We start from the raw sequence: 21264 nt of genomic DNA on the forward strand, positions 1-21264 counted from the left end.
CTAGAAAAGATGCTTACTATTGAAACCTCAAAAATCAAGGAAATAATTCAACAACAACGTAATTTTTTTCAGGCTGGACAAACTAAAGATATCAACTTTCGCCTGGAACAACTCAAGAAACTGAGAAAATTAGTTACTGATAATGAAACAGCAATAACCAAGGCATTAAAAGCGGATTTAAACAAATCAGAATATGAAGCTTACTTTGCAGAGGTTGGTGTAATTAAAGAAATTGATTATGCGATCAAAAATCTGAAAAATTGGTCTAAGCCCAAAAAAGCAGATGTTCCCCTAGACTTCTTTTCTTATTCAGCCCGAATTTATCCAGAACCGCTAGGAGTCGTTTTAATTATCTGTCCTTGGAATTACCCATTCGCATTAACAATTTCACCGCTAGTAGGGGCGATCGCCGCCGGAAATTGTGCCATTATCAAACCTTCAGAACTTGCACCTCATACCTCTAATTTAGCAGCACAACTGATTAGTAAATGTTTTCCCAGTGAGTATGTGGCAGTAGTAGAAGGTGGTGCAGAAACTAGCCAAGAGTTACTAGCCGAGAAGTTCGATCATATATTTTTTACTGGTGGTACAGCCATAGGCAAAATTGTTATGGAAGCCGCCGCCAAACATCTCACACCAGTTACATTAGAGTTGGGTGGCAAAAGTCCTTGTATTGTTGATAGTAATATTCATCTAGAATATACAGCTAAACGCATTGCTTGGGGTAAGTTCATTAACGCCGGACAAACTTGCATCGCGCCTGACTATCTTTTAGTTAATCAGAAAATTAAAAAAGATTTAATTGCTGCTATACAAAAAAATCTCCAAGAATTTTATGGCGATAACCCAATAGATAGCCCTGATTACGGGAGGATTATTAGCCATAGACATTTTGAGCGTTTAGCTAAATTTCTCAAAAATGGTCAAGTTATTGTTGGTGGGGAAACGAACTACGAAGATAAATATATTGCTCCCACATTACTAGATAACGTTTCTTTGGCAGATCCTGTGATGCAGGAAGAAATTTTTGGGCCGATTTTACCTATGATTGAATACACAGATATAAAAGATGCGATCGCCCTCATTAATTCTCAACCAAAACCCCTAGCTTTATACATATTTTCCCAAAATAAAGCCCTACAGCAACAAGTTCTGCAAGAAACTTCATCTGGTGGAGTGTGTATTAACGACACAATCATGCACGTTGGTGTTTCATCCCTACCCTTTGGTGGTGTAGGCGATAGTGGTATTGGTAGCTATCACGGTAAAGCCAGCTTTGACACCTTTTCCCATTACAAAAGTGTTTTGAAAAACGCCTTCTGGCTAGACCTAGATTGGCGTTACGCACCCTACAAAAATAAATTATCTTTACTCAAACGAATGATGAAGTAGGGGATTAGGGATTAGGGATTGGGGATTGGGGATTGGGGATTGGGGATGAGTAAATCAGGAAATAGGAATTAAAATTCCTCATCCCTTTGTGGATGAGGAATCTGGTAGTGGGTAATTGGACTATTACCCATTACCCATTACCTATTACCAATCCTCCATCAACTATATCTTTCCTCTTCCCACGGTTCACCACGACGATGGTAGCCGTTGCGTTCCCAAAAACCCAATTCTTCCTGATCAAGAAACTCCAATCCATTAATCCACTTGGCACTTTTCCAGGCGTAGAGATGGGGGACAACTAGACGCATCGGCCCTCCATGTTCCGAGGGTAGGTCTTCACCAAATAACTTAAAAGCGAAAAAATTCTCTTCCCTGACAAAATCTGCCATGGCGATATTCGTGGTGTAACCGCCATAGCAGTGTTCCATGACATGAGCAGCCTTGGAGTCTACCTCAATCAGATTAATAAAATCTGTTACCTTAATCCCCGTCCACTTGACATCCAGCTTAGACCAACGGGTTACACAGTGAAAGTCAGCTGTAAATTCATTATGAGGTAAGTTCATGAAATCAGACCAAGTAAAAACGGCTGGTTTTGCCAAACCCCAAACCCGAAACTCCCAACCATCCAAACTAACTTTAGGGGCTGCACCATAAGTTAATACAGGAAAACCCTTAGCTAAATGCTGTCCAGGGGGAACGCGATCGCTATTTTCCTGATCTGGTTTCTGAAAAAATTTTCCTAGCATACTCTTAGTAAAAATCAAAAATAGAGAAATTGCTTAGTACTATATTTTCTTAATCCTTAGCCAATTAAATTGGTTAAGGCTCTGCGCCCCTCAGACTTTTCGCTGCGCTTAAAAATATTACAAACTTATTGGGCTCTTCAGTTCATTTTATGGAACAGAATAATAAATAAAACCCAAGGATAGCCTGTATTCATTGCTGTGACTGGGTTTTAAGTTTTTGAGCCTTTCTATAAAACTGTGATTTTAATGCTCCACCATAAAACCAACGCAAGAGCCACTTATTGAAAGCAATACTAAATTAATATTTACCCTACAAATACCTACAATTATTAATTTTGTTAAACACTAAAAAATTAGGAGCTAGAGATAACTTACGCTTTAGATCATTATTTGATCATCAGTCATGGGTGAAAGGTAATGGGTAATAGGTTCTGCCAATTACTCATTACCTATTTTTTTATTCTTCTTCGTCTTCTTCTTCCGGAGTAGGATAGACAAATGTAGAACGTCCAGTCAAAATTGATTTACCCAAAGAGAGAGCTTTTTGCGCTTCCACAGCAGCCTTGTGTCTCCAGGTAGCTCGACGTTTATCTCGTTTTGATTTAGATGTTTTCTTCTTAGGAACAGCCATGATAGCCGATATCGCAATTCTTGACAACCTTCCTATTCTAAGCGATCGCTTGGCTAAGTCAAATGGAAAAGTTTCAGAGATTCATCAATAGCCAGTGGTCAGTAGTGATCTTTTCCCCTGCTCCCGAAGTTCGCCTGGAGGGAAACCCTCCTTGCGACTTCTCTTCCTGCTCCCTTGCCTTTGACTCCACCCCTAATATTCACTTTGGTGGCTGATTCGCGGGTTCTACTGTTGGTTGCGGGGATGCGGCTGGAGATTCTGTAGGGACTGGATTGGGATCTGGTGAGGGAATAGTGACGGCGGCGGCTGGGTTGGGAGCGCTTTGTGGCTGTTCAAAAAATAAGAGCGATCGCGCGCTTTTAAAGTAAGTTGCCCAACGTTGCGGATCAGGGCGGGTGCGCCATTGTTGACGGCTGACATCTAAGGCTAACACTGGTGCGATCGCTCCATTACTTTGTACGGAAATGATCACGGAAATATCTGTTACCAAGATATCTTGATCAAAGCTCCTTTGTGCGGCAGCCCTAGCACTCATTTCTGCCCTGCGTAATATCGTTTCGTAGGCTTCATCAGGTAATCTGTCGATAGTCAAGTCTACTCTGGCTGTGTAAGCCCGGACGATTTGCGGGAAAACCAATTCTGTTACAAGCCATACAGGAACAGGAAATAAAAGCAAAAAGATTAACGGAAATGTCCGGATTTTTTTGTCAATTTGGCTAATAACTTTAAAGGGAATGATTGATGATAGTGGGTGAGTACTACTCCTGGTCATAACCTGATAGCTCCTTAATTGAGGTTCTGTAATTTGAATAACTCAAGAAAATTTCCCGAAAGTGGAAGTAATAAAAAATACGTATCTTTAATGACTCAATGAGAATCTCCTAGACTATTAGACATAGGTTAGCTTTGTTTTTTCAGCAAAGCCAACCGCAATTTTAGGCAAGCACACAACAACCTACAAAGAGCGGGATGGCAAACTACTGGGCGATCGCCATAGGCGTTAATCAATATCAATTATTTCAACCTTTACTTTGCGCCCAAGCCGATGCCGAGGCGCTAAAGGACTTTTTGGTTCACCAAGCAGGTTTTGTCAACCAACGCTGCTTGCTCATGACGGATACATCGCCACCAATTGACGATAGATCCACCTATCCAACTAAAGAAAATATATTGCTGTTGCTGGAAGATTTAGCCGCAGCTTGTTGGCAGCCAGAAGACCATTTATGGTTCTTCTTTAGCGGTTATGGAGTCAACTACAACGGCAGAGACTATTTAATGCCCACAGAAGGCGACCCCAAGCTGGTAGAAGAAACTGGCATAGAAATGCGATCGCTGATGCAAAGTTTGCAGCTAGCTAACCTCAATGTTTTGCTGCTGTTTGATATCAACCGTGCTTCTGCAAGCTTTGGGGATATTCCCGTGGGCAAAGAAATCATCGAACTAGCTGAAGAACTACAACTGTCCACCATTCTTTCCTGTCAACCAGACCAGTTTTCTCAGGAAAGTAGAGAGCTAGGCCACGGCATATTTACAGGCGCATTATTATCAGCCTTGCGTTCTGGTTACGGCAGTAATTTAGGAGAATTAGAAAAATACTTAGGTGTTTTGACTCCCGAACTATCTCAGCATTACTGGCGACCTACACAAAATCCTGTAGCCTTTATCCCCTTTGAAGAACAGGCAATTTTACCCCCAGTAGAAACAACAAGCAATCCTGAAGTAGAACTGAGCGCCGCCGTACCTAGTACCTTAGAACCTTCGGAAGCCGAACCTATTATTTTTTCAGAAGAAAGTTTTGCTGTAGCCTTAACAGCACCATCCTTGGGGGAATCCCCTAGAACAACCTCCAAGCCCCCAAAATTTGGGAAATGGGAAGACTCTCCCAGGTTTGAAACTAACGGTAATGGCAAATCACCCACTGTCACCCTAGATAGACAGCTATTTCCCATAAATACTGACTTCCCCCAACTATACCAACCACCTATACCCGACGAGGAAGAAACAGGCGGGAGGTTCATCCCCAATGCTCCCCAACCCTACATCTCTCGCCTACCAAGCAATAAGCCAGAGCCTCCATTATGGAGACAGTTTTTGCTGTGGGGAGGTGGAACTATGGTCGTTGTAGCGTTAATTTCTATTATTCTCCTGCGTAATCAAGCCAGAGTTTTAAGAGCCAGACAGCAACTACCTACTGTTACTAGTGATTCACAAATCATTCAGACTCCCTCAACTCCTCGTCCAGTAGCCAAGGTAGCCCCACTCAATCGACCAAAGAATCAGTCAACTGCCCAAATCGCCCCTATTTCTGAATCTAAAAAACGTAATCAAGCCGTATTAGACCTAGCAAAAATGTCTTTGAGACAGACTCAAGCTAGCGATCTCAGCTTGGCGATCGCCACTGCTAAGAAAATTAAACCCGGCGAACCACTCTACGAACAAGCCCAGGAAAATATTAAGATTTGGACTCGGATGATTCTCGATTTAGCAGAAGGTCGCGCCAAACAAAGACAATATGCCAATGCGATCGCAGCTGCTAAATTAATTCCCAAAGACGAAGCACTCTATCCCCAAGCTCAAACAACAATTTCCCAGTGGCGCTCAGAAGCTAAACAGTTTCTAGCTAATCAAACCCTGATAGATGCCGCTAACGCCTTAATTAAACAAGGGCAAGCTTCCACTTATAACCGTGCCATCGAAGTAGCCAAAAGAGTACCCCAAGGGCAACCAGGCTTTGATTTGGCACAAATATCTATTAATCAATGGAGTGAAAAAATTCTTGACCTCGCTAAAAATCGCGCCGATCAAGAAAATTTTAGTGCTGCAATTGCAACTGCTACCTTAGTCCCAGAAGGAACAGCTGTCTACGAAGATGCTCAAGAAGCCATCCAGAAATGGGAAGCGAGAAAAAAGAGTCAATAGTTATTAGTTCAAAACCCCACATTTTCCGCTAATGACTAACAATACTGTGATACATCCTCGCCGCATTCATCAGCTAAATAGCACAGCGCCCGGAAACGCAAACTAACGACTTCTTCATATAGAGGGTTGAGTTTACACAATGGCGGAATGTGCAGCAGAGTTTTGCCAAATAAATTGATGTCGCGTTCAAAAGGACATTGAGCAGGAATTAGTTGACATAGGCGGTGAGCCAATAAGCGATCGCTCACTTCAATGCTGTCTAAGTAGCGTCTTAAGGGTCTGAGAATGTCCCAACCTGACTGAGACGGAGAAGTCTGCAACTGGGCTAAACGAGTATTGTTAACTTCTGTGTGACTTATCCAAACCCAGCTTGCAACCAAAAGCTTTTTTGTGGTATTATCAAATACCTTCATGGTTATGCCTCTTCTTTTATGAGGGTATTCACCTTTCCGATGAACTTATACAGTGTGATAACTAGCTTGTCGGGAAAAAACGCTCATTAAAAGCGATATAACGTTAATTTGGGAAAAGTACTGAAGCCAGAACACAACTTATTACTACGTCAAGTTAATCGCAATTTTCTCGGAAGTGGTAGTGTGATCACCCGATCTTATTCATAACTTGACACAGTTTAAATTTTAGTGAAGACATCTATCTTCGGGTAGAATTTGTAGTAATCTTCACAAAGATTAACACAAGTATTTTTGCTACTAAAAGAATATTTATACGGAAATAGTTTTATTGTTGGCTAGCTAGTGTAGAAACTATCTTTAAGTGCTAGCACTGACAAGAACCCATAAAAAACAGCGATTCTCATCCAATTTGCAATTTATGGCCTAATAGGGCTGACGTATTTGGGTTTAGCCTTAGGCTGGCTGCATTCCGGGCTTACGGATGAACTGCACCACCATTGCCTTAGTTGGCTCTGCCTTTTTAATTGTCTTGGGTCATAATATCGCACACCAAAGCGCAAAGACGCACAGGTTTTCTGAGCATCTTTGCGCCTCTATGTGAGTTTTACCCCTGAATACTCTCTAAGAAGCTACTTGAGCAGCCGTCCGAGTCCGCCTCCTTCTACCATCAGCCACCTTCACAGGTGGCTCATCAGGAATTTGCATCAGCAAGGTCACTGATGGCTGACATTGCAACTCACGACGAATAGAACGTTGCAACTCGCGCTCTAAAGTTCCTTGCAAACCACCCCAATCAATCTCAGGTTGTTCACCTTCAGAAGTCGTAAACTCTGACCAGCGCACGCCCAAAATTTCTTCAATACGCTGTTGTACCCATTTTTGTAGCAGCGATCGCTCTACACTAGTAACAACACCACGCAGGTGAATCTCTGGTTTAGCCAACAATTTACCTTGCCAATCAATAGCAGCTGCAATAGTTACAAGGCCTTCCTCTGCCATGCGTTGACGTTCTTGCAGTACTTTGGCGCTGACCATTCCAGAGCTTGTAGTATCCACCAACTCGATACCAGATTGAACTTTCCCCGCGACACGAATTGAGTCTTCAGTGAGTTCAATGATATCCCCATTCTGAATAATTACCATATTCTCGGCGGGAATGCCTGTCTTCTGGGCGGTTTGGGAATGTTTCACCAACATCCGATGCTCGCCGTGGACTGGTACAAAGAACTTAGGTCGAGTTAAGGAAATCATCAGCTTTTGGTCTTCCTGACAGCCGTGACCCGAAACGTGAATTCCTTGGTCTCTTCCATAAACTACTTTTGCCCCTTGCTGCATCAATTTGTCGATGGTGTTGACTACAGCAATTGTGTTCCCTGGAATTGGGTTAGCAGAGAAGACAACAGTATCACCTTGGCGAATTTTAATATGGGGGTGTTCTTTGTTGGCAATCCTGGTCATGGCTGCCATTGTTTCACCTTGAGAACCCGTGGTGAGAACCAAAACATTATCATCTGGTAGATTGCGTACCATATGCAAGGGCTGCAACAGATTATCTTCACACTTGATGTAACCCAAATTACGAGCGTGGGCAATCAAGTTCAGCATGGAACGGCCAACGACTGTGACGACGCGGTTATGCTTTTTCGCCAGTTGCAGAATCATGTTGATGCGATGGACGCTGGAAGCAAAGGTGGTGACGAATAGCCGTCCTTCCGCTTGACTAAAAACTCTATCTAGGTTGGGAAAAACTGATGCTTCTGAAGGGGTGAATCCTGGAACTTCGGAGTTAGTGGAATCGCTCAACAGACAAAGTACGCCTTTTTCACCGTGTTCTGCAAGGCGCTGCAAGTCAAATTTTTCACCATCAACTGGGGTGTGGTCAAATTTGAAGTCACCGGTGTGAATGACCACACCTAAAGGAGTGTGAATGGCAAGGGTGAAGCTATCAGCAATGGAGTGGGTGTTGCGGATGTACTCGACGAAGAAGGATTTGCCAATGCGTACAACATCACGAGGTAAAACTTTTCTTAATTCTGTGCGATCGCGTACTCCAGCTTCTTCTAATTTACCCTCTAGCATTGCCATTGCTAGTCTAGGCCCATAAATTACTGGAATGTCAAATTGTTTGAGGTGAAAAGCAATCCCACCAATATGATCTTCATGGCCGTGGGTAACAACCATACCTTTGATTTTGTGGCGATTTTCCCGTAGATAAGTCATATCTGGCAGGACGATATTTACTCCGTGCATCGCCTCTGTGGGGAAAGCCAATCCTGCATCTAAGAGGATGATTTCATCATCGTATTCAAAAACGCAGGTGTTTTTACCAATTTCATGTAAACCGCCTAAGGGAATAATTTTTAGGCCAGCATTAGTTTCGTTTTTAACCATTTTCTCCTGAGATTGTTGTTTGTTGTTTTAGACTTAGTAAATTTGAAAATTCAGCTTCTTTTAGGAATGACAACATGAGCCTGCTTTTTACAAGCAGCTAAATTTTGATTAAATGTGCAAATTTCTGGTTCAATAAAGAGGAATTTTAAGTTGAAAAATTCATTGTATATTTATTAGGTTTTAGCACAAATTTTCAGACTATTAGAAGCTAGGCGGGAATAAAACTTTAATCATCAGATTTTTCTAATAAACCCCATTAGTTATTGATATACAGTTTTGGGAAATAGAATTTAACTAGTCCTTAGATAATGGTGATTAAATTAAATCGAGATGTTTCATTACTGCTTCTAGTTTTTGACTGACTTCTGCATCAGCATCACTTAGCGGTGGACGGGTTGAGCCAACTTCCCAACCTTGAAGTTTTAGTGCTTGTTTAATGGGAATCGGATTTGTAGTGATAAATAAAGTCTTAAACAACGGCAAAAGTCGAAGATGAATATCACTGGCAACTGTCACTTGCCCAGAATTAAAAGCTTGAATCATCTGTTGTAGTTGGTTCCCTACCAGATGGGAAGCCACACTGACTACGCCTTTTGCCCCTATAGCTAACAAGGGTAAAGTTAACGAATCATCTCCAGCGTAAATCTGGAATTCTTTTGGTGTCAAGCGACGGATTTCACCCGCTTGGTCAAGATTGCCACTAGCTTCTTTAACACCAACAATATTGTCGATTTCAGCTAACCGCACAACTGTCTCTGGACTGAGATTTTGACCAGTACGACCAGGAACGTTATATAACAATAGCGGTAGCTCTGGACAGGCTTGCGCTATCGCCTGAAAGTGCTGGTATAGTCCGGCTTGTGGCGGTTTGTTGTAGTAAGGTACAACTTGTAAAGTACCATGTACTCCTATTTTAGCTGCTTTTTGCGTAGCTGCGATCGCTTCTTTGGTGGAATTGGAACCACATCCAGCTATTACCTTGGCTTTGCCTGCTACTGTCTGCAAAACTTCTACAAATAAATTGTATTCTTCATCCCAACTCAAGGTGGGTGACTCTCCAGTTGTACCACACACAACCAATGTATCTGTACCATTGTCAACTAAATTCGCTGCTAGTTCTGCCGCTACAGCATAGTTAACGCTCCCGTCCGCTTTGAACGGTGTAATCATAGCGGTTAAAACTGTGCCAAAATCTCCCACCCTCTTGTTACTCCTCAATTTCCTTTTAATTATGTTGATCAGTTATTTAGGTGTCAGATGACAGTTAACTGTTCACTGTCATTAGTCGAAAGTAGTCGGTCGCTTCTTGCTAGCTACTGACTTGGAAAAGTGCTGAGTTCCTAGTTCTTAACGCTCTTCTATTACTCTCGTTAAATAAAAATTCATAATCCTTGATTGTGAAGGCTTTGATAAATTTACGAGTAGGTTGGTTTGAGGAACGTAGGCGCAGCCTTCTCGTAGAGTAACCCAACACGAAAAGTCCTTGGTTTTGTTGGGTTTCACTCAAGTTCAACCCAACCTACATTTTTTTCTTTCATCAGAGTCATAAAAGAGCGCTAATCCCCCATACCTGATGCAGTTCATGATGGCTAATGACCACCGACCAATGACAACTGACTACCTAGCAACATAAGCTTTTGTAGGTTGGAGTAAATTCTTTTCTACCAACAACTCGGCTATTTGTACCGCATTCAACGCTGCGCCTTTACGAATTTGGTCGCCACAAAGCCAGAGTTCTAAACCACAGGGGTGAGAAATATCTTGGCGGATTCTCCCGACTAAAACTTCATCACGACCACTAGCTTCAATAGGCATGGGGAAGTAATTTTTTCCCCAATCTTCTAGCAATTTTACTCCAGGTGCTTGACTTAAAATTTCTCTAGCTTCATCTGGAGAAAATGGTTCTGCGAACTCTAGATTAATTGCTTCTGAGTGGGCGCGTAGTACGGGAACCCGTACACAAGTAGCTGTAATTCTAATTTCTTGTGTACCAAAGATTTTGCGGGTCTCGTTGACCATTTTCAACTCTTCCTCACAATACCCTGAATCGGTCAAGGGAGAGTTATGGGGAAATAAATTAAATGCTAAGGGGTAAGGTAATACTTCGGCGACTGGTTCCTCACCTCTCAAGATGGCACTGCTTTGGGTTTTCACTTCTGCCATTGCTTTAGCACCTGCACCACTAGCAGACTGGTAAGTTGCTGCTACAATGCGTTGCACTGGTCTAACTTGATGTAATGGCCATACTGCCAAGGTCATCAAAATAGTGGTGCAGTTGGGGTTGGCAATGATGCCTTTGTGGTCGGCGGCGGCTTGGGGGTTTACCTCTGGCACAATCAGAGGAACATCTGGGTTCATACGGAAGGCGCTGGAGTTATCAATAACTACTGCACCCTTTTCAACCGCTACAGATGCCCAAGCTTTGGATGTGGAACCACCAGCGCTGGCTAAAACTATATCAACATTTTCAAAGGCGCGATCGCTCACTGCCTCTACTATTATATTTTCACCTTGAAAGGGGAGCGATCGGCCTACGCTCCTTTCTGATGCCAATAATTTTAGTTCCGCCACCGGAAAATTCCGGCTTTCCAACAATTCCAGCAACTCTGTGCCGACAGCACCAGTTGCTCCCAAAATAGCTACACGATACGTTTTAGACAAACTAAAATCCTCCTTCCTCAGAGGTTATGGTTAAGTTTTTGGTGGTCTCTTACAGATTTATAATTTATCCAGTCTTTGACAATAAGAATAATCAAATATTCAGTGCAAACTTTCCTGATTTTTAGCGATATTTCTTAAATAGGTAATCTAATTTTAAAGTTTACATAACTTTAATAAATGCAGGCTCTTACAGGAATTTCTGCTTAATTTCACCGCTTAATTAAAAAATTAACCCCATTATACAGTAAATCCCTATTGCAGAGAAAAATCTAGAGAAGAGTATGTTTTCAAGGTGATCTATAAAATTCACTCTGGGAAACAATCACACCTGTCTGTGATGTGGGTTAGATTGATCGGTAATGTACTATGATTCAATGTCAACCAAGTCAATACAATCAAACAATTTTGAATTGTACACTGACTTTTTGGTACATACCCTGTCTTTTGTAGGCAAAACAAATCTAAAATTAAAAATTTAAAGTTTCCCAGCCCTTTATCCTCGTGGCTAGAGTTAATCTAAGATAGTCTATTCAAAATCCAATACTGGTTTACTGTAAAGGCGTTAACGCTAGGACAATAAACAAACTTGGCATTTTATTATAGGATACAGGCTATTGGTTTGTTGTTTGTGAAAACCAGGATATCACGATCATAGTCCCATAGAACCGATGCGGCCGGTTAACTATGACTCTTTCGGTAAAGTTATAGCACTAAAATGTCAAGTTTTTTGCCATTAGCAGTAAACTGGATATCTACTGTAGGCCTAGAAATCTGCCTTGTAGACACTTCCCATTATCACCAAGAAACATTAACTCACAGAAGCGATGCAAAGCTACGAGTGCCAAGTTCTCATAGAAAAGTTCCCAGTAACGATGACTGAGTAAGCAATCTTGCTCAGAATTGAGAACTCAAAATCCGGCACTCATTTTGGTTAATCGCATCTTGTATGTACTTGGAGTCACAAACCCCCAAAATTTAGAGACGAAGCATGAAAGTTACCCAGGAAAAACTTCCCGCCAGCCAAATTGGTCTGGAAATAGAGATTACACCAGAAATTACGCAAAAAACTTACGAACAGGTAATTAAAAATTTATCCAGAACCGTTAACATTCCTGGGTTTCGTAAAGGCAAAGTACCAAGACAAGTATTATTACAGCGTCTAGGTAAAACTCACATCAAAGCCGCAGCCCTGGAAGAATTGCTGCAAGATGGGATAGAGCAAGCAATCAAGCAAGAATCCATTGCCGCAATTGGTCAACCACGCCTGCGCTCATCCTTCGATGATTTAATTAATAGTTACGAACCAGGACAGCCCTTGACTTTTACTGCGGCTGTGGATGTAGAACCAGAAATCAACCTAGTGCAGTACACAGGTTTAGAAGCCAAAGCCGAAGAAATCAAGTACGATCCAGCGCGGGTTGATGAAGTTTTAGAAAAAGAACGTCAAGAATTGGCGACATTAATTCCCGTAGAAGGAAGATCCGCCCAAATTGGTGACGTGGCTGTAGTGGACTTTAAAGGTGTAATCGCCAAAGCTGAAGGTGATGACGAAAATGCCGAACCCGAACCCATTCCTGGCGGTGACGCTAGCGATTTTCAGGTAGAATTACAGGAAGATAGATTTATTCCTGGTTTTGTGACTGGCATCGTGGGCATGAATCCAGGGGACACCAAAGAAGTGTCAGCTCAATTCCCAGACCCTTACGTTAACCAAGAATTGGCAGGGAAACCGGCAATTTTTACGGTGACTCTCAAAGAAATTAAAGAAAAAGAACTACCGGAATTAAATGACGACTTTGCCCAAGAAGTCAGCGATTTCGATACTCTAGAAGCGTTGCGCGCTTCTTTGGCAGAGCGTTATCAAAAAGAAGCGGAAGACAAAACCAAGAATAATCAGCAAGAGGCTTTGTTAGGCGAACTAGTTAAGCACATAGAAGTAGATTTGCCAGAAACCCTGATTGAGAAAGAAGTAGACGCGATGCTGACACAAACAGCTATGCGCCTATCCCAACAGGGACTGGATGTGAAAAAATTATTCACCCAGGATATTATCCCGCAGTTACGGGAGCGATCGCGCCCTGAGGCTGTAGAACGCCTTAAACGGTCTTTGGGTTTGCAAGAAGTCGCTAAACGCGAGTCAATTACCGTCACCCCAGAAGAAATTCAAGCCAGAGTGACAGAATTGGTGCAACAATACCCAGACGAAGACATTGATGCAGAAAGATTGCAAACCATCGTAGAAAACGAGCTATTATCCGAAAAAATCATTGATTGGCTATTAGCAAATTCTACCGTTGAACTGGTACCAGAAGGCTCATTAGCTAGCCAAGAGCCAGAGATAACTGCACCTGAGACTGAGGCAGAAACCATAGAGGTTGCAGCAGAATCGACTACAGGGGAATAAAAAGGCAATTTTGTAGCGACTGTCTTGAAAGTCAAGCGATCGTTAACAAAAACCGGGACTCTGAACATTGACGCAACTGGGGAACGCTGCGCTAGATTCTGCGGTGGCTGGTACGGGCAAAAAGACTTGTGGCTCTTGGCTAAGATGGTAGCAGCCCGCACCAGCCACTCCGCTTCGCCGCAGAATCTTCCCCAGTTGCTGGATTTCCCGTGAAGATAAAAAAGAGCATCAAAAATTGACCCAAATGCGGCAATAGGATCATCAGGGAGAGTATTTCCAAGTATAAAAACGGTCAATTGTGATTAAGCGTTGGGAATGGGTTGTAAGTTGTCAGTAACACGCCAAGGTAAATTATCCCGAACCATTGCATTTAAAATGACTAACATTTTATGAACGCAAGCAGTGAGAGCTAATTTTTTCGATTTACCACGTTCGACAAGACGCTCATAAAAGGCCTTGATAACCGGATTATGACGCATAGCAACAACAGCACCCATATAAAGAGTGGCACGAACATGAGCGCGACCGCCATTAATCATGCGCTTACCTTTGTGTTGACCACTATCATGATTGATAGGTGCAACACCAACTAAGCGAGAAATTTGTTTGGCAGTGAGTTGACCGAGTTCTGGCAAATCAGAAACCAGAGTTGTCGAAATAACTTGGCCAATACCAGGAGTAGTTTTGAGTAAATTAACTTTTTCAATCCATTGTTGATTGTTTTGAGTTAATTGCTCAATTTCTTGATTGAGTTGTTTGAGACGTTCGTCAAGATATTCAATGTGTGCTTCAATATCTGCCAATGCTTTACCACGGGCGCGTGAGCGTCGATTTTTTTCAGCAGTTTGCATCTCAACTAATTGTCTTCGACGACTAATTAATTCTCCTAATTGACGAGATGCTTGTGACTCAATGTTTAACACTTGAGGTTTCATTGCTTCCCCAAAGTGTGCCAATATTTGTGCATCGATAGCATCTGTTTTGGCGAGTTTACCAGTGGCTTTGGCAAAATTTCGTCCTTGACGTGGATTGATTAATGCTACTGGTAGCATTGCTGCCTGTAGTTGAATGACCAGTTCTGTTTCTAATCCTCCGGTTGCTTCTAGTACGATGAGGTTCAAATCATAAAATTTTAATTGTTCAACTAAATTAAATATTTCTAGTTCTGTATTAGCAAACTTCAATGCTTTACCGATGGGACGGATATAAACATCGAGGGTCGCTTTGCTCACGTCAATGCCTACCCACACAGAGATGTTTTCCATTTTTGAATCTCAACTATTTTGTCAAGAAGTTTTTAATTCATCCCCTTGATTTCACTCATCCTTGCCCGATGCGGACTGTATACTTTAAATGTCAGTAGTTTAAAGCTTTGACCCCGGCGACTGTTCGAGTTCTGTCAAAGAGATTGTTGTGGTGACCCATGCTACAAAGCGGTCTTTAATGACCTAGGGTGCGACGGTCTACCACTTCTTTTAATATACAAGGGTGTGTTCCGCCATAGATTCAGCCACCAATCACATATTTTTGGTGCGTCAGACTCAAACCACAACACACCCTACTAGCTCTTAGCAGCCATTGTCGCCAGATCACCCCTCACACAAATTCAAATTTTTAAGTTATAAATGCTGAGTCATGAGTATGAAAAATTATTACTCAAGGCTCACCGTAAATGTGGAAGATGTAGTCAATGGAATGGTTTGCACTCTCCCTCACCTAATTTGGGGTAAAACGAGAAGAATATAGATGAGGCATAATGGTTAACACATAGGTGAATCAAAATCTCATTTATTAACACAAAGGCAGCTATATGTTGCCAAAATCTCTGTCCCAACTATCTCCAATTGTCCTTGTATGCTTGTATCGCAGTCGGCAAATCACTCCATCAACAGTTTAAGTCGATTTGGAATGTCCTCACACCTCAACGGCATAGGCAACATCGTGCCAATGGTCGTAGAACAATCTGGTATGGGAGAAAGAGCCTTCGACATCTACTCCCGCCTACTGCGAGAGCGGATTATCTTTTTAGGAACTCCTATCGACGATGCTGTAGCCAACACAATTGTTGCCCAGTTGTTGTTTTTGGACGCGGAAGACTCGGAAAAAGATATCCAACTCTATATCAACTCCCCTGGTGGATCTGTCTACGCAGGCATGGCAATCTATGATACAATTCAGCAAATCCGTCCCGATGTTGTTACTATATGTTTTGGGTTAGCAGCAAGCATGGGGGCATTTTTGTTAACAGCAGGAACTAAAGGTAAACGTATGTCCCTACCTGATTCCCGCATTATGATTCACCAACCCCTGGGTGGCGCTCAAGGTCAAGCCATTGATATAGAAATCCAAGCAAGGGAAATTCTTTACATTAAGGCTCAGTTGAACCAGTTATTGGCTAATCATACTGGTCAACCCCTAGAAAGAATTGAAGCAGATACCGATCGCGACTTCTTTATGTCAGCAGAAGAAGCAAAAAATTACGGTTTGATCGATCAAGTCATCTCCAGACAAAATCTTCCCACAGCAGGGGAAAACGTCACCATCGTGAAATAAGAGGCTGGTATGTCTAAGTACGACTCCCATTTAAAATGTTCTTTCTGTGGCAAGTCTCAAGAGCAGGTGCGGAAATTGATCGCAGGGCCGGGAGTCTACATCTGCGATGAATGTGTAGACTTGTGTAATGAAATACTAGATGAGGAGTTGCTAGATACTAGCGGTGCGGCGGCGCAACCAGCACCAAAATCAGAACCCCCTCAAAAACGCCGCGCCCGTTCTTCTAATCTCTCCCTGAGCCAAATACCCAAGCCTAGAGAGATTAAAAAGTACCTAGACGAACACGTTATCGGCCAAGATGAAGCAAAGAAAGTTTTATCTGTAGCCGTTTACAACCACTACAAACGGTTGGCAATCTTGCAGTCTAAAGGTAGCGGTAAAAATGGAGATGATGCAGTAGAACTGCAAAAATCTAATATTCTTTTAATTGGCCCTACTGGTTGTGGCAAAACTCTCCTAGCCCAAACCCTAGCCAAAATTCTCGATGTCCCCTTTGCTGTGGCTGATGCGACAACACTCACAGAAGCAGGGTATGTAGGGGAAGACGTAGAAAATATCTTACTGCGATTATTACAAGTAGCTGATTTGGATGTAGAAGAAGCCCAGCGCGGCATCATCTACATTGATGAAATTGACAAAATTGCCCGCAAGAGTGAAAACCCCTCCATCACTAGGGACGTTTCTGGTGAAGGTGTACAGCAAGCTTTGTTAAAAATGCTGGAAGGCACAGTTGCCAACGTCCCACCCCAAGGAGGACGGAAACACCCTTACCAAGATTGCATCCAAATTGATACCAGCAATATTTTATTTATCTGTGGCGGAGCCTTTGTTGGTTTAGAGAAGGTTGTAGACCAGAGAGGGGGCAAAAAGTCAATAGGCTTTGTGCAACCTGGAGAAGGGCAATCTAAAGAAAAACGGGCAGCAGATGTGTTGCGCCATCTGGAACCAGATGACTTGGTGAAATTCGGCATGATTCCCGAATTTATCGGTCGGGTACCAATGGTAGCCGTAGTAGATCCTCTAGATGAAGAAGCCTTGATGGCGATTCTGACTCAACCACGTAGCGCCCTAGTTAAGCAGTACCAAAAACTGCTGAAGATGGACAATGTCCAATTAGACTTTAAACCAGATGCACTCAAGGCGATCGCTCAAGAAGCCTACCGCCGGAAAACTGGCGCGAGGGCATTACGGGGCATTGTGGAAGAACTTATGCTAGATGTGATGTACGAGTTACCATCCCGTAAAGATGTGACGCGATGCACAGTCACCAGGGAAATGGTAGAGAAGCGATCAACCGCAGAATTGCTAGTTCATCCGTCTTCATTGCCTAAACCGGAATCAGCTTAGTAGTCATGAGTCAATGGTCATTAGTTAATAGACTGTTGACTGTTGACTGTTGACTGTTGACTGTTGACTTTGGACTATTGACTATTGACTTTGAGCAAATGCCTTATATCAATGTTCGTGGCGTTGATCATTATTACGAGTGGGTGAAACAACCATCGGGCGATTTAGTTAAGCCTGTGATGGTTTTCGTTCATGGTTGGGCTGGTTCAGCTAGATACTGGAGAAGCACTGCTAACGCTTTATCAGACCAATTTGATTGTTTACTATATGATTTGCGGGGATTTGGACGTTCCTACGGCAAACCGACTGTTGCTCAGGCTAGTGAGTCTGTAGCTGGGGCTGATTCAACTCAGGAAAAATCTCAAGCCATTCAAGAGTTAACTTATGAGATAGAAGAATACGCTGAGGATTTAGTTGTTCTGCTTGATGAATTAAAGCTTCAGCGTGTTTATGTGAATGCTCACTCAATGGGTGCTTCTATCGCCACAATGTTTTTTAACCGCTATCCCCAACGAGTAGAACGGGGAATATTAACCTGTAGCGGTATTTTTGAATATGACGAAAAAGCTTTTGCTGCTTTTCATAAATTTGGTGGTTATGTAGTCAAGTTCCGTCCTAAGTGGTTAGGGAAAATACCATTTGTTGACAGAATGTTTATGGCGAGATTTTTACATCGTCCTATACCTAAAAGTGAGCGCAAGGCTTTCTTAGAAGATTTTCTAGTAGCCGATTATGATACGGCTTTAGGGACAATCTTTACTTCTGTCAGTAAAGCTCAGGCTGAAGTCATGCCCCAGGAGTTTGCTAAGTTACAAGTACCAACTTTATTAGTGGCTGGGGAATATGACCAAATTATCCCAGCTAAGATGGGACGACAAGCCGCTTCCCTAAATGAAAACGTGGAGTTTGTCTTGATTCCCGATACAGCACATTTTCCTATGTTGGAAGATGCGCCTACTTATCTACGGCGGGTACGGGAGTTTTTACAAGTGGCGACACCAGAATTACAAACTAGTTAAGTGCTGCAAAAGATTACTATAGTTGAATATTACCCCTAAATTTACCTACTTTTGAGATTTTGCTTTTACACTGAAGATGTAATTTCAACCATTAGGCTATCCTCATGCAGTCTCAACAAGGCTACACCACTGTGAACCGCCCTGGCGATAATGGCTCATTTGTTGCACACATCTCAACAATCTCTGGTTATAACTCTTGGGGAAAAACACCGGATCAAGCTCGTGGTGAACTTATTGATGTTTTTGAGATGATTCAACAAGAGTACGAGGAAAATGAACGTTCTCTACAAGAAAGTGTTGAATTAACATCAGAAGAAGAGCGTCACCAACTCAGGTGATGACTTTGGTCTTTATCTTACTTCTCAGGGTGTGTAGAGTAGCTTTATGTAGAATATCATCTACTCCACAACTGCCGATATCTCAAATGTAGAATTGGCGTTTTTTACATCGGGGAATCAACAAACGCTACGAGACGCTACGCATAGCTTGCTTCTTTGCAGGAGTATGTGCGCTTCCACTAAGGCGTAGTCTATCGCATCTGCCTACATCAGCAATCATCTAACACCAATTCAAAATTCAAAATTCAAAATTCAAAATTAAGAAATTCAGATTTGGTCTGGGTTTTAAGGTTTGGATGTGTTACTTGATTTTGGAGAATTGGTATAACACTTGTGAGTAGTCAATAGTTAATAGTCCACAGTCTTAGATTTTTATTTAATCATCAATGACTAATGGCTACTGACTACTGACTACTGACTAATACTTAACCAAACCAGTGAGATGGCTCGCAGCCTACTTGTACCGATTCACAAAGGTGGTGACTGATCCAGTCTGATTTTTCTTGGAATATAGAATAAATACCTTGGTGAATCAACCGTTGTAGGTGTTGTTGCTGCTCTAAAGGACTACGAGGTAATTTGTTGTTCCACCAGCTTTCTTGCTCACAACTTGGTATGAGTAACTGTTCGTCAGATATGGCGCTATAAAGGCATGGAATACGATTGAGAACAAAAGCGATTAGCTCTTGGCGCAAATCGGGAATTGCAAATGCTTGTTGATAAGGATGATATGGATATGTATCTAAAACATTTTCAATCTCCCCTAAGACGGATTGTTGTGTTAAATTGACTACTGTTTTAATCATTTTTAACTCCTTTTTTATCTATTTGTTAGTTCGATTTCTGCAAAGAATAAACATTCTAAATACCAATCTTTTCCGGGCAACTATTTAGAATTTATCTTTGTATCTACGTACCGACCATAAACGAACTTTTTATTTTGGTGAGTTTCCAGAAATTTGGCTTTACACCTTTTTTGAAATAGAGTCTGATGGACAGTATAACTTTTAAAAAACAGGACTCAAGAGACTAGTAAGCCTAATTTTTTCTATTTATATTTTAATTTTTTCAAATTTATGCGTTTTTAACGAAAATCTACACAAAACGCATTAAATATGATCAGGGATCAACACAAAACATAGGTAGACTGGGTAATACCCATCACAACTATGACACGGTGGGCAATGCCCACTTTACAGATACTTAGATATTTATGTGCAAGCGCAGGCTACACCAACAATAATCAAATCGGATTCCCAGATAGTGTTCCTGATGCATAGCTTTTCTCATCATCTAGGTATTTCGTGAAACATCATTTTTGGAAAGTAATTTACTAATTCATAAAAATGAGGCTTACTACATTGCGAAACCAGTCTAACGATAGATGGAAATATTAGGTAAAAACTTTGAGAAAGTTCACATCAGGTAGAATTAGCTGGTTTAAATAATTGTTAATTTCCACAGATGCGGCTAGCCCAGAGAGTGTAGCACCTTCAGCCAGATTGCCACCACACCAATCACCACAGCAAACTAAAGGCAGTTTAGATTGAGCTACTAAAACTTGATTGTGCCAAAAAATATGAGGAAAGGCATACCGCCAACGATGTACTTGTAACCACTCTGGAACATCTAACCAAGGGAGTTCCAGAGTTTGGGCTGCATGGTGTAACATTTGCTGTCCTATGGGTTGTAAATCTGAAGACTCTAAATGAAGTTGGGCGAAACTGGCGCTACTTTGTAAAACAAATACTGGTTGTTGGGGTTGGTGACGCTTACTGCTATCTAAACCAATCCACCCCAAAACAGCATCATCGACAAAATTGAAGGCTTTCCAGTTTGGCAGTGGATGAGATGAAGTAGGATATCCAGCGATCGCACTAATACACGGAGCAAATTCTACAGCACTCAAATTTGTCAAAAATTCTTGACCCAAAACATCCTCACCCAACGGTGTCAACAACATCGCAGCCTGGGGCGCAGGAATAGCAATAACTAAAGCCTTAGCGGTTAATTCTTCGTTACTGGATTCTAAAGTTAAACGCCAGGTGTTTTCGGGTGTTAAGTTAATTTCTGTAACACGCTGATTGAGCAAAATATTTAAATTTTGGGCGAGAAATTTAGCGATCGCACTCATTCCCGCAGGTGCAATATAACGGGGTACGGTGTTGGGTTGGAGTTCGTAAACTTCATCTGTCCACAGTTCTAAGATATGGCGATCGCACAATAACTCTACAAAACGGATGAATAATTCACCCTTAGGCTTTAAATAACAGGCTCCATGATCTGCCCAAGTTCCGTGCAAGCGCCTTGTCGCCAATCGTCCTCCCAAACCACGGGACTTTTCCACAACCAACACCGAATACCCAGCTTGACTTAACTGCTGGGCGCAAACCAAACCAGCGATACCTGCACCGATAATTACAATGTCATTCATATGTTTAGGGATT

At 42.1% G+C, this 21264-nt stretch carries 17 protein-coding genes and 1 pseudogene; 8 read left to right on the top strand and 10 right to left on the bottom strand.

Annotated elements, in window-relative coordinates; translation table 11 throughout:
• Positions 1–9 precede the first annotated feature (9 nt).
• On the top strand, positions 10–1392 hold the full coding sequence (locus ACN222_RS18375) for an aldehyde dehydrogenase family protein (protein ID WP_010997816.1): 1383 nt from the start codon (positions 10–12) through the stop codon (positions 1390–1392).
• 158 nt (positions 1393–1550) lie between these two features.
• Here the strand turns inward: ACN222_RS18375 and ACN222_RS18380 are convergent, their stop codons facing one another.
• The 3 genes from ACN222_RS18380 to ACN222_RS18390 all read right to left on the bottom strand — a co-directional run bounded on the left by ACN222_RS18380 (position 1551) and on the right by ACN222_RS18390 (position 3544).
• The gene (locus ACN222_RS18380; RefSeq protein WP_010997817.1) at positions 1551–2141 is read right to left on the bottom strand and encodes a sulfite oxidase-like oxidoreductase; all 591 of its coding nucleotides are present in this window, start codon (positions 2139–2141) and stop codon (positions 1551–1553) included.
• A gap of 457 nt (positions 2142–2598) precedes the next feature.
• Positions 2599–2772 carry a 50S ribosomal protein L32 gene (rpmF, locus tag ACN222_RS18385; protein WP_010997818.1) on the bottom strand — a complete coding sequence of 58 codons (174 nt, stop codon included), beginning with the start codon at positions 2770–2772 and terminating at the stop codon, positions 2599–2601.
• Positions 2773–2971: 199 nt separating this feature from the next.
• The gene (locus ACN222_RS18390; RefSeq protein WP_010997819.1) at positions 2972–3544 is read right to left on the bottom strand and encodes a hypothetical protein; all 573 of its coding nucleotides are present in this window, start codon (positions 3542–3544) and stop codon (positions 2972–2974) included.
• 197 nt (positions 3545–3741) lie between these two features.
• Here ACN222_RS18390 and ACN222_RS18395 point away from each other — a divergent pair, with 197 nt between their 5' ends.
• A complete protein-coding gene (locus ACN222_RS18395; protein WP_010997820.1) occupies positions 3742–5691 on the top strand; it encodes a caspase family protein in 1950 nt (649 codons plus the stop codon).
• A gap of 35 nt (positions 5692–5726) precedes the next feature.
• Here the strand turns inward: ACN222_RS18395 and ACN222_RS18400 are convergent, their stop codons facing one another.
• Positions 5727–6104: a Mo-dependent nitrogenase C-terminal domain-containing protein gene (locus ACN222_RS18400; protein ID WP_010997821.1), complete on the bottom strand. Its 378-nt coding sequence runs from the start codon at positions 6102–6104 to the stop codon at positions 5727–5729.
• A gap of 396 nt (positions 6105–6500) precedes the next feature.
• On the opposite strand from ACN222_RS18400, the pseudogene ACN222_RS18405 reads away from it, so the two are divergent.
• Positions 6501–6639 (top strand): annotated as a pseudogene (locus ACN222_RS18405) (anion transporter); the annotation flags it as partial.
• 86 nt (positions 6640–6725) lie between these two features.
• Here ACN222_RS18405 and ACN222_RS18410 read toward each other — a convergent pair.
• From ACN222_RS18410 to ACN222_RS18420, 3 genes are all read right to left on the bottom strand, one after another.
• Positions 6726–8495, bottom strand: coding sequence for a ribonuclease J (locus ACN222_RS18410; RefSeq protein WP_010997822.1), 1770 nt, complete (start codon positions 8493–8495; stop codon positions 6726–6728).
• 315 nt (positions 8496–8810) lie between these two features.
• Positions 8811–9695 (bottom strand): 4-hydroxy-tetrahydrodipicolinate synthase, encoded by an 885-nt coding sequence (gene dapA / locus ACN222_RS18415; RefSeq protein WP_010997823.1) that lies wholly within the window; start codon positions 9693–9695, stop codon positions 8811–8813.
• A gap of 417 nt (positions 9696–10112) precedes the next feature.
• On the bottom strand, positions 10113–11156 hold the full coding sequence (locus tag ACN222_RS18420; RefSeq protein WP_010997824.1) for an aspartate-semialdehyde dehydrogenase: 1044 nt from the start codon (positions 11154–11156) through the stop codon (positions 10113–10115).
• A gap of 988 nt (positions 11157–12144) precedes the next feature.
• On the opposite strand from ACN222_RS18420, the gene tig reads away from it, so the two are divergent.
• Positions 12145–13560, top strand: a complete 1416-nt coding sequence (gene tig / locus ACN222_RS18425; RefSeq protein ID WP_010997825.1) for a trigger factor — start codon at positions 12145–12147, stop codon at positions 13558–13560.
• 302 nt (positions 13561–13862) lie between these two features.
• Here tig and ACN222_RS18430 read toward each other — a convergent pair whose 3' ends face one another.
• A complete protein-coding gene (locus tag ACN222_RS18430) occupies positions 13863–14825 on the bottom strand; it encodes an IS110 family transposase (protein WP_010994426.1) in 963 nt (320 codons plus the stop codon).
• Positions 14826–15414: 589 nt separating this feature from the next.
• Between ACN222_RS18430 and clpP the strand changes: the two genes are divergently transcribed.
• The 4 genes from clpP (at position 15415) to ACN222_RS18450 (ending at position 18817) form a co-directional block, all read left to right on the top strand.
• Positions 15415–16113: an ATP-dependent Clp endopeptidase proteolytic subunit ClpP gene (clpP, locus tag ACN222_RS18435; RefSeq protein ID WP_010997826.1), complete on the top strand. Its 699-nt coding sequence runs from the start codon at positions 15415–15417 to the stop codon at positions 16111–16113.
• A gap of 9 nt (positions 16114–16122) precedes the next feature.
• Positions 16123–17460: an ATP-dependent protease ATP-binding subunit ClpX gene (clpX, locus tag ACN222_RS18440; protein WP_010997827.1), complete on the top strand. Its 1338-nt coding sequence runs from the start codon at positions 16123–16125 to the stop codon at positions 17458–17460.
• Between the two features lie 98 nt (positions 17461–17558).
• Positions 17559–18479 (top strand): alpha/beta fold hydrolase, encoded by a 921-nt coding sequence (locus ACN222_RS18445; protein ID WP_010997828.1) that lies wholly within the window; start codon positions 17559–17561, stop codon positions 18477–18479.
• Between the two features lie 104 nt (positions 18480–18583).
• Positions 18584–18817, top strand: coding sequence for a type II toxin-antitoxin system HicB family antitoxin (locus ACN222_RS18450; RefSeq protein WP_010997829.1), 234 nt, complete (start codon positions 18584–18586; stop codon positions 18815–18817).
• Between the two features lie 425 nt (positions 18818–19242).
• Here the strand turns inward: ACN222_RS18450 and ACN222_RS18455 are convergent, their stop codons facing one another.
• Positions 19243–19620, bottom strand: a complete 378-nt coding sequence (locus ACN222_RS18455; RefSeq protein ID WP_190449806.1) for a hypothetical protein — start codon at positions 19618–19620, stop codon at positions 19243–19245.
• A gap of 590 nt (positions 19621–20210) precedes the next feature.
• Positions 20211–21251, bottom strand: coding sequence for an NAD(P)/FAD-dependent oxidoreductase (locus tag ACN222_RS18460; RefSeq protein ID WP_010997831.1), 1041 nt, complete (start codon positions 21249–21251; stop codon positions 20211–20213).
• Positions 21252–21264 lie beyond the last annotated feature (13 nt).

The organism is Anabaena sp. FACHB-595, assembly GCF_048568275.1.
Lineage (GTDB): Bacteria > Cyanobacteriota > Cyanobacteriia > Cyanobacteriales > Nostocaceae > Trichormus.

Bases quoted from the DNA above. Each gene is read 5' to 3' on its own strand.
- ACN222_RS18375 (WP_010997816.1), top strand. From the start codon at position 10: ATGCTTACTATTGAAACCTCAAAAATCAAGGAAATAATTCAACAACAA.
- ACN222_RS18380 (WP_010997817.1), bottom strand. From the start codon at position 2,141: ATGCTAGGAAAATTTTTTCAGAAACCAGATCAGGAAAATAGCGATCGC.
- rpmF (WP_010997818.1), bottom strand. From the start codon at position 2,772: ATGGCTGTTCCTAAGAAGAAAACATCTAAATCAAAACGAGATAAACGT.
- ACN222_RS18390 (WP_010997819.1), bottom strand. From the start codon at position 3,544: ATGACCAGGAGTAGTACTCACCCACTATCATCAATCATTCCCTTTAAA.
- ACN222_RS18395 (WP_010997820.1), top strand. From the start codon at position 3,742: ATGGCAAACTACTGGGCGATCGCCATAGGCGTTAATCAATATCAATTA.
- ACN222_RS18400 (WP_010997821.1), bottom strand. From the start codon at position 6,104: ATGAAGGTATTTGATAATACCACAAAAAAGCTTTTGGTTGCAAGCTGG.
- ACN222_RS18410 (WP_010997822.1), bottom strand. From the start codon at position 8,495: ATGGTTAAAAACGAAACTAATGCTGGCCTAAAAATTATTCCCTTAGGC.
- tig (WP_010997825.1), top strand. From the start codon at position 12,145: ATGAAAGTTACCCAGGAAAAACTTCCCGCCAGCCAAATTGGTCTGGAA.
- ACN222_RS18430 (WP_010994426.1), bottom strand. From the start codon at position 14,825: ATGGAAAACATCTCTGTGTGGGTAGGCATTGACGTGAGCAAAGCGACC.
- clpP (WP_010997826.1), top strand. From the start codon at position 15,415: ATGCTTGTATCGCAGTCGGCAAATCACTCCATCAACAGTTTAAGTCGA.
- clpX (WP_010997827.1), top strand. From the start codon at position 16,123: ATGTCTAAGTACGACTCCCATTTAAAATGTTCTTTCTGTGGCAAGTCT.
- ACN222_RS18445 (WP_010997828.1), top strand. From the start codon at position 17,559: ATGCCTTATATCAATGTTCGTGGCGTTGATCATTATTACGAGTGGGTG.
- ACN222_RS18450 (WP_010997829.1), top strand. From the start codon at position 18,584: ATGCAGTCTCAACAAGGCTACACCACTGTGAACCGCCCTGGCGATAAT.
- ACN222_RS18460 (WP_010997831.1), bottom strand. From the start codon at position 21,251: ATGAATGACATTGTAATTATCGGTGCAGGTATCGCTGGTTTGGTTTGC.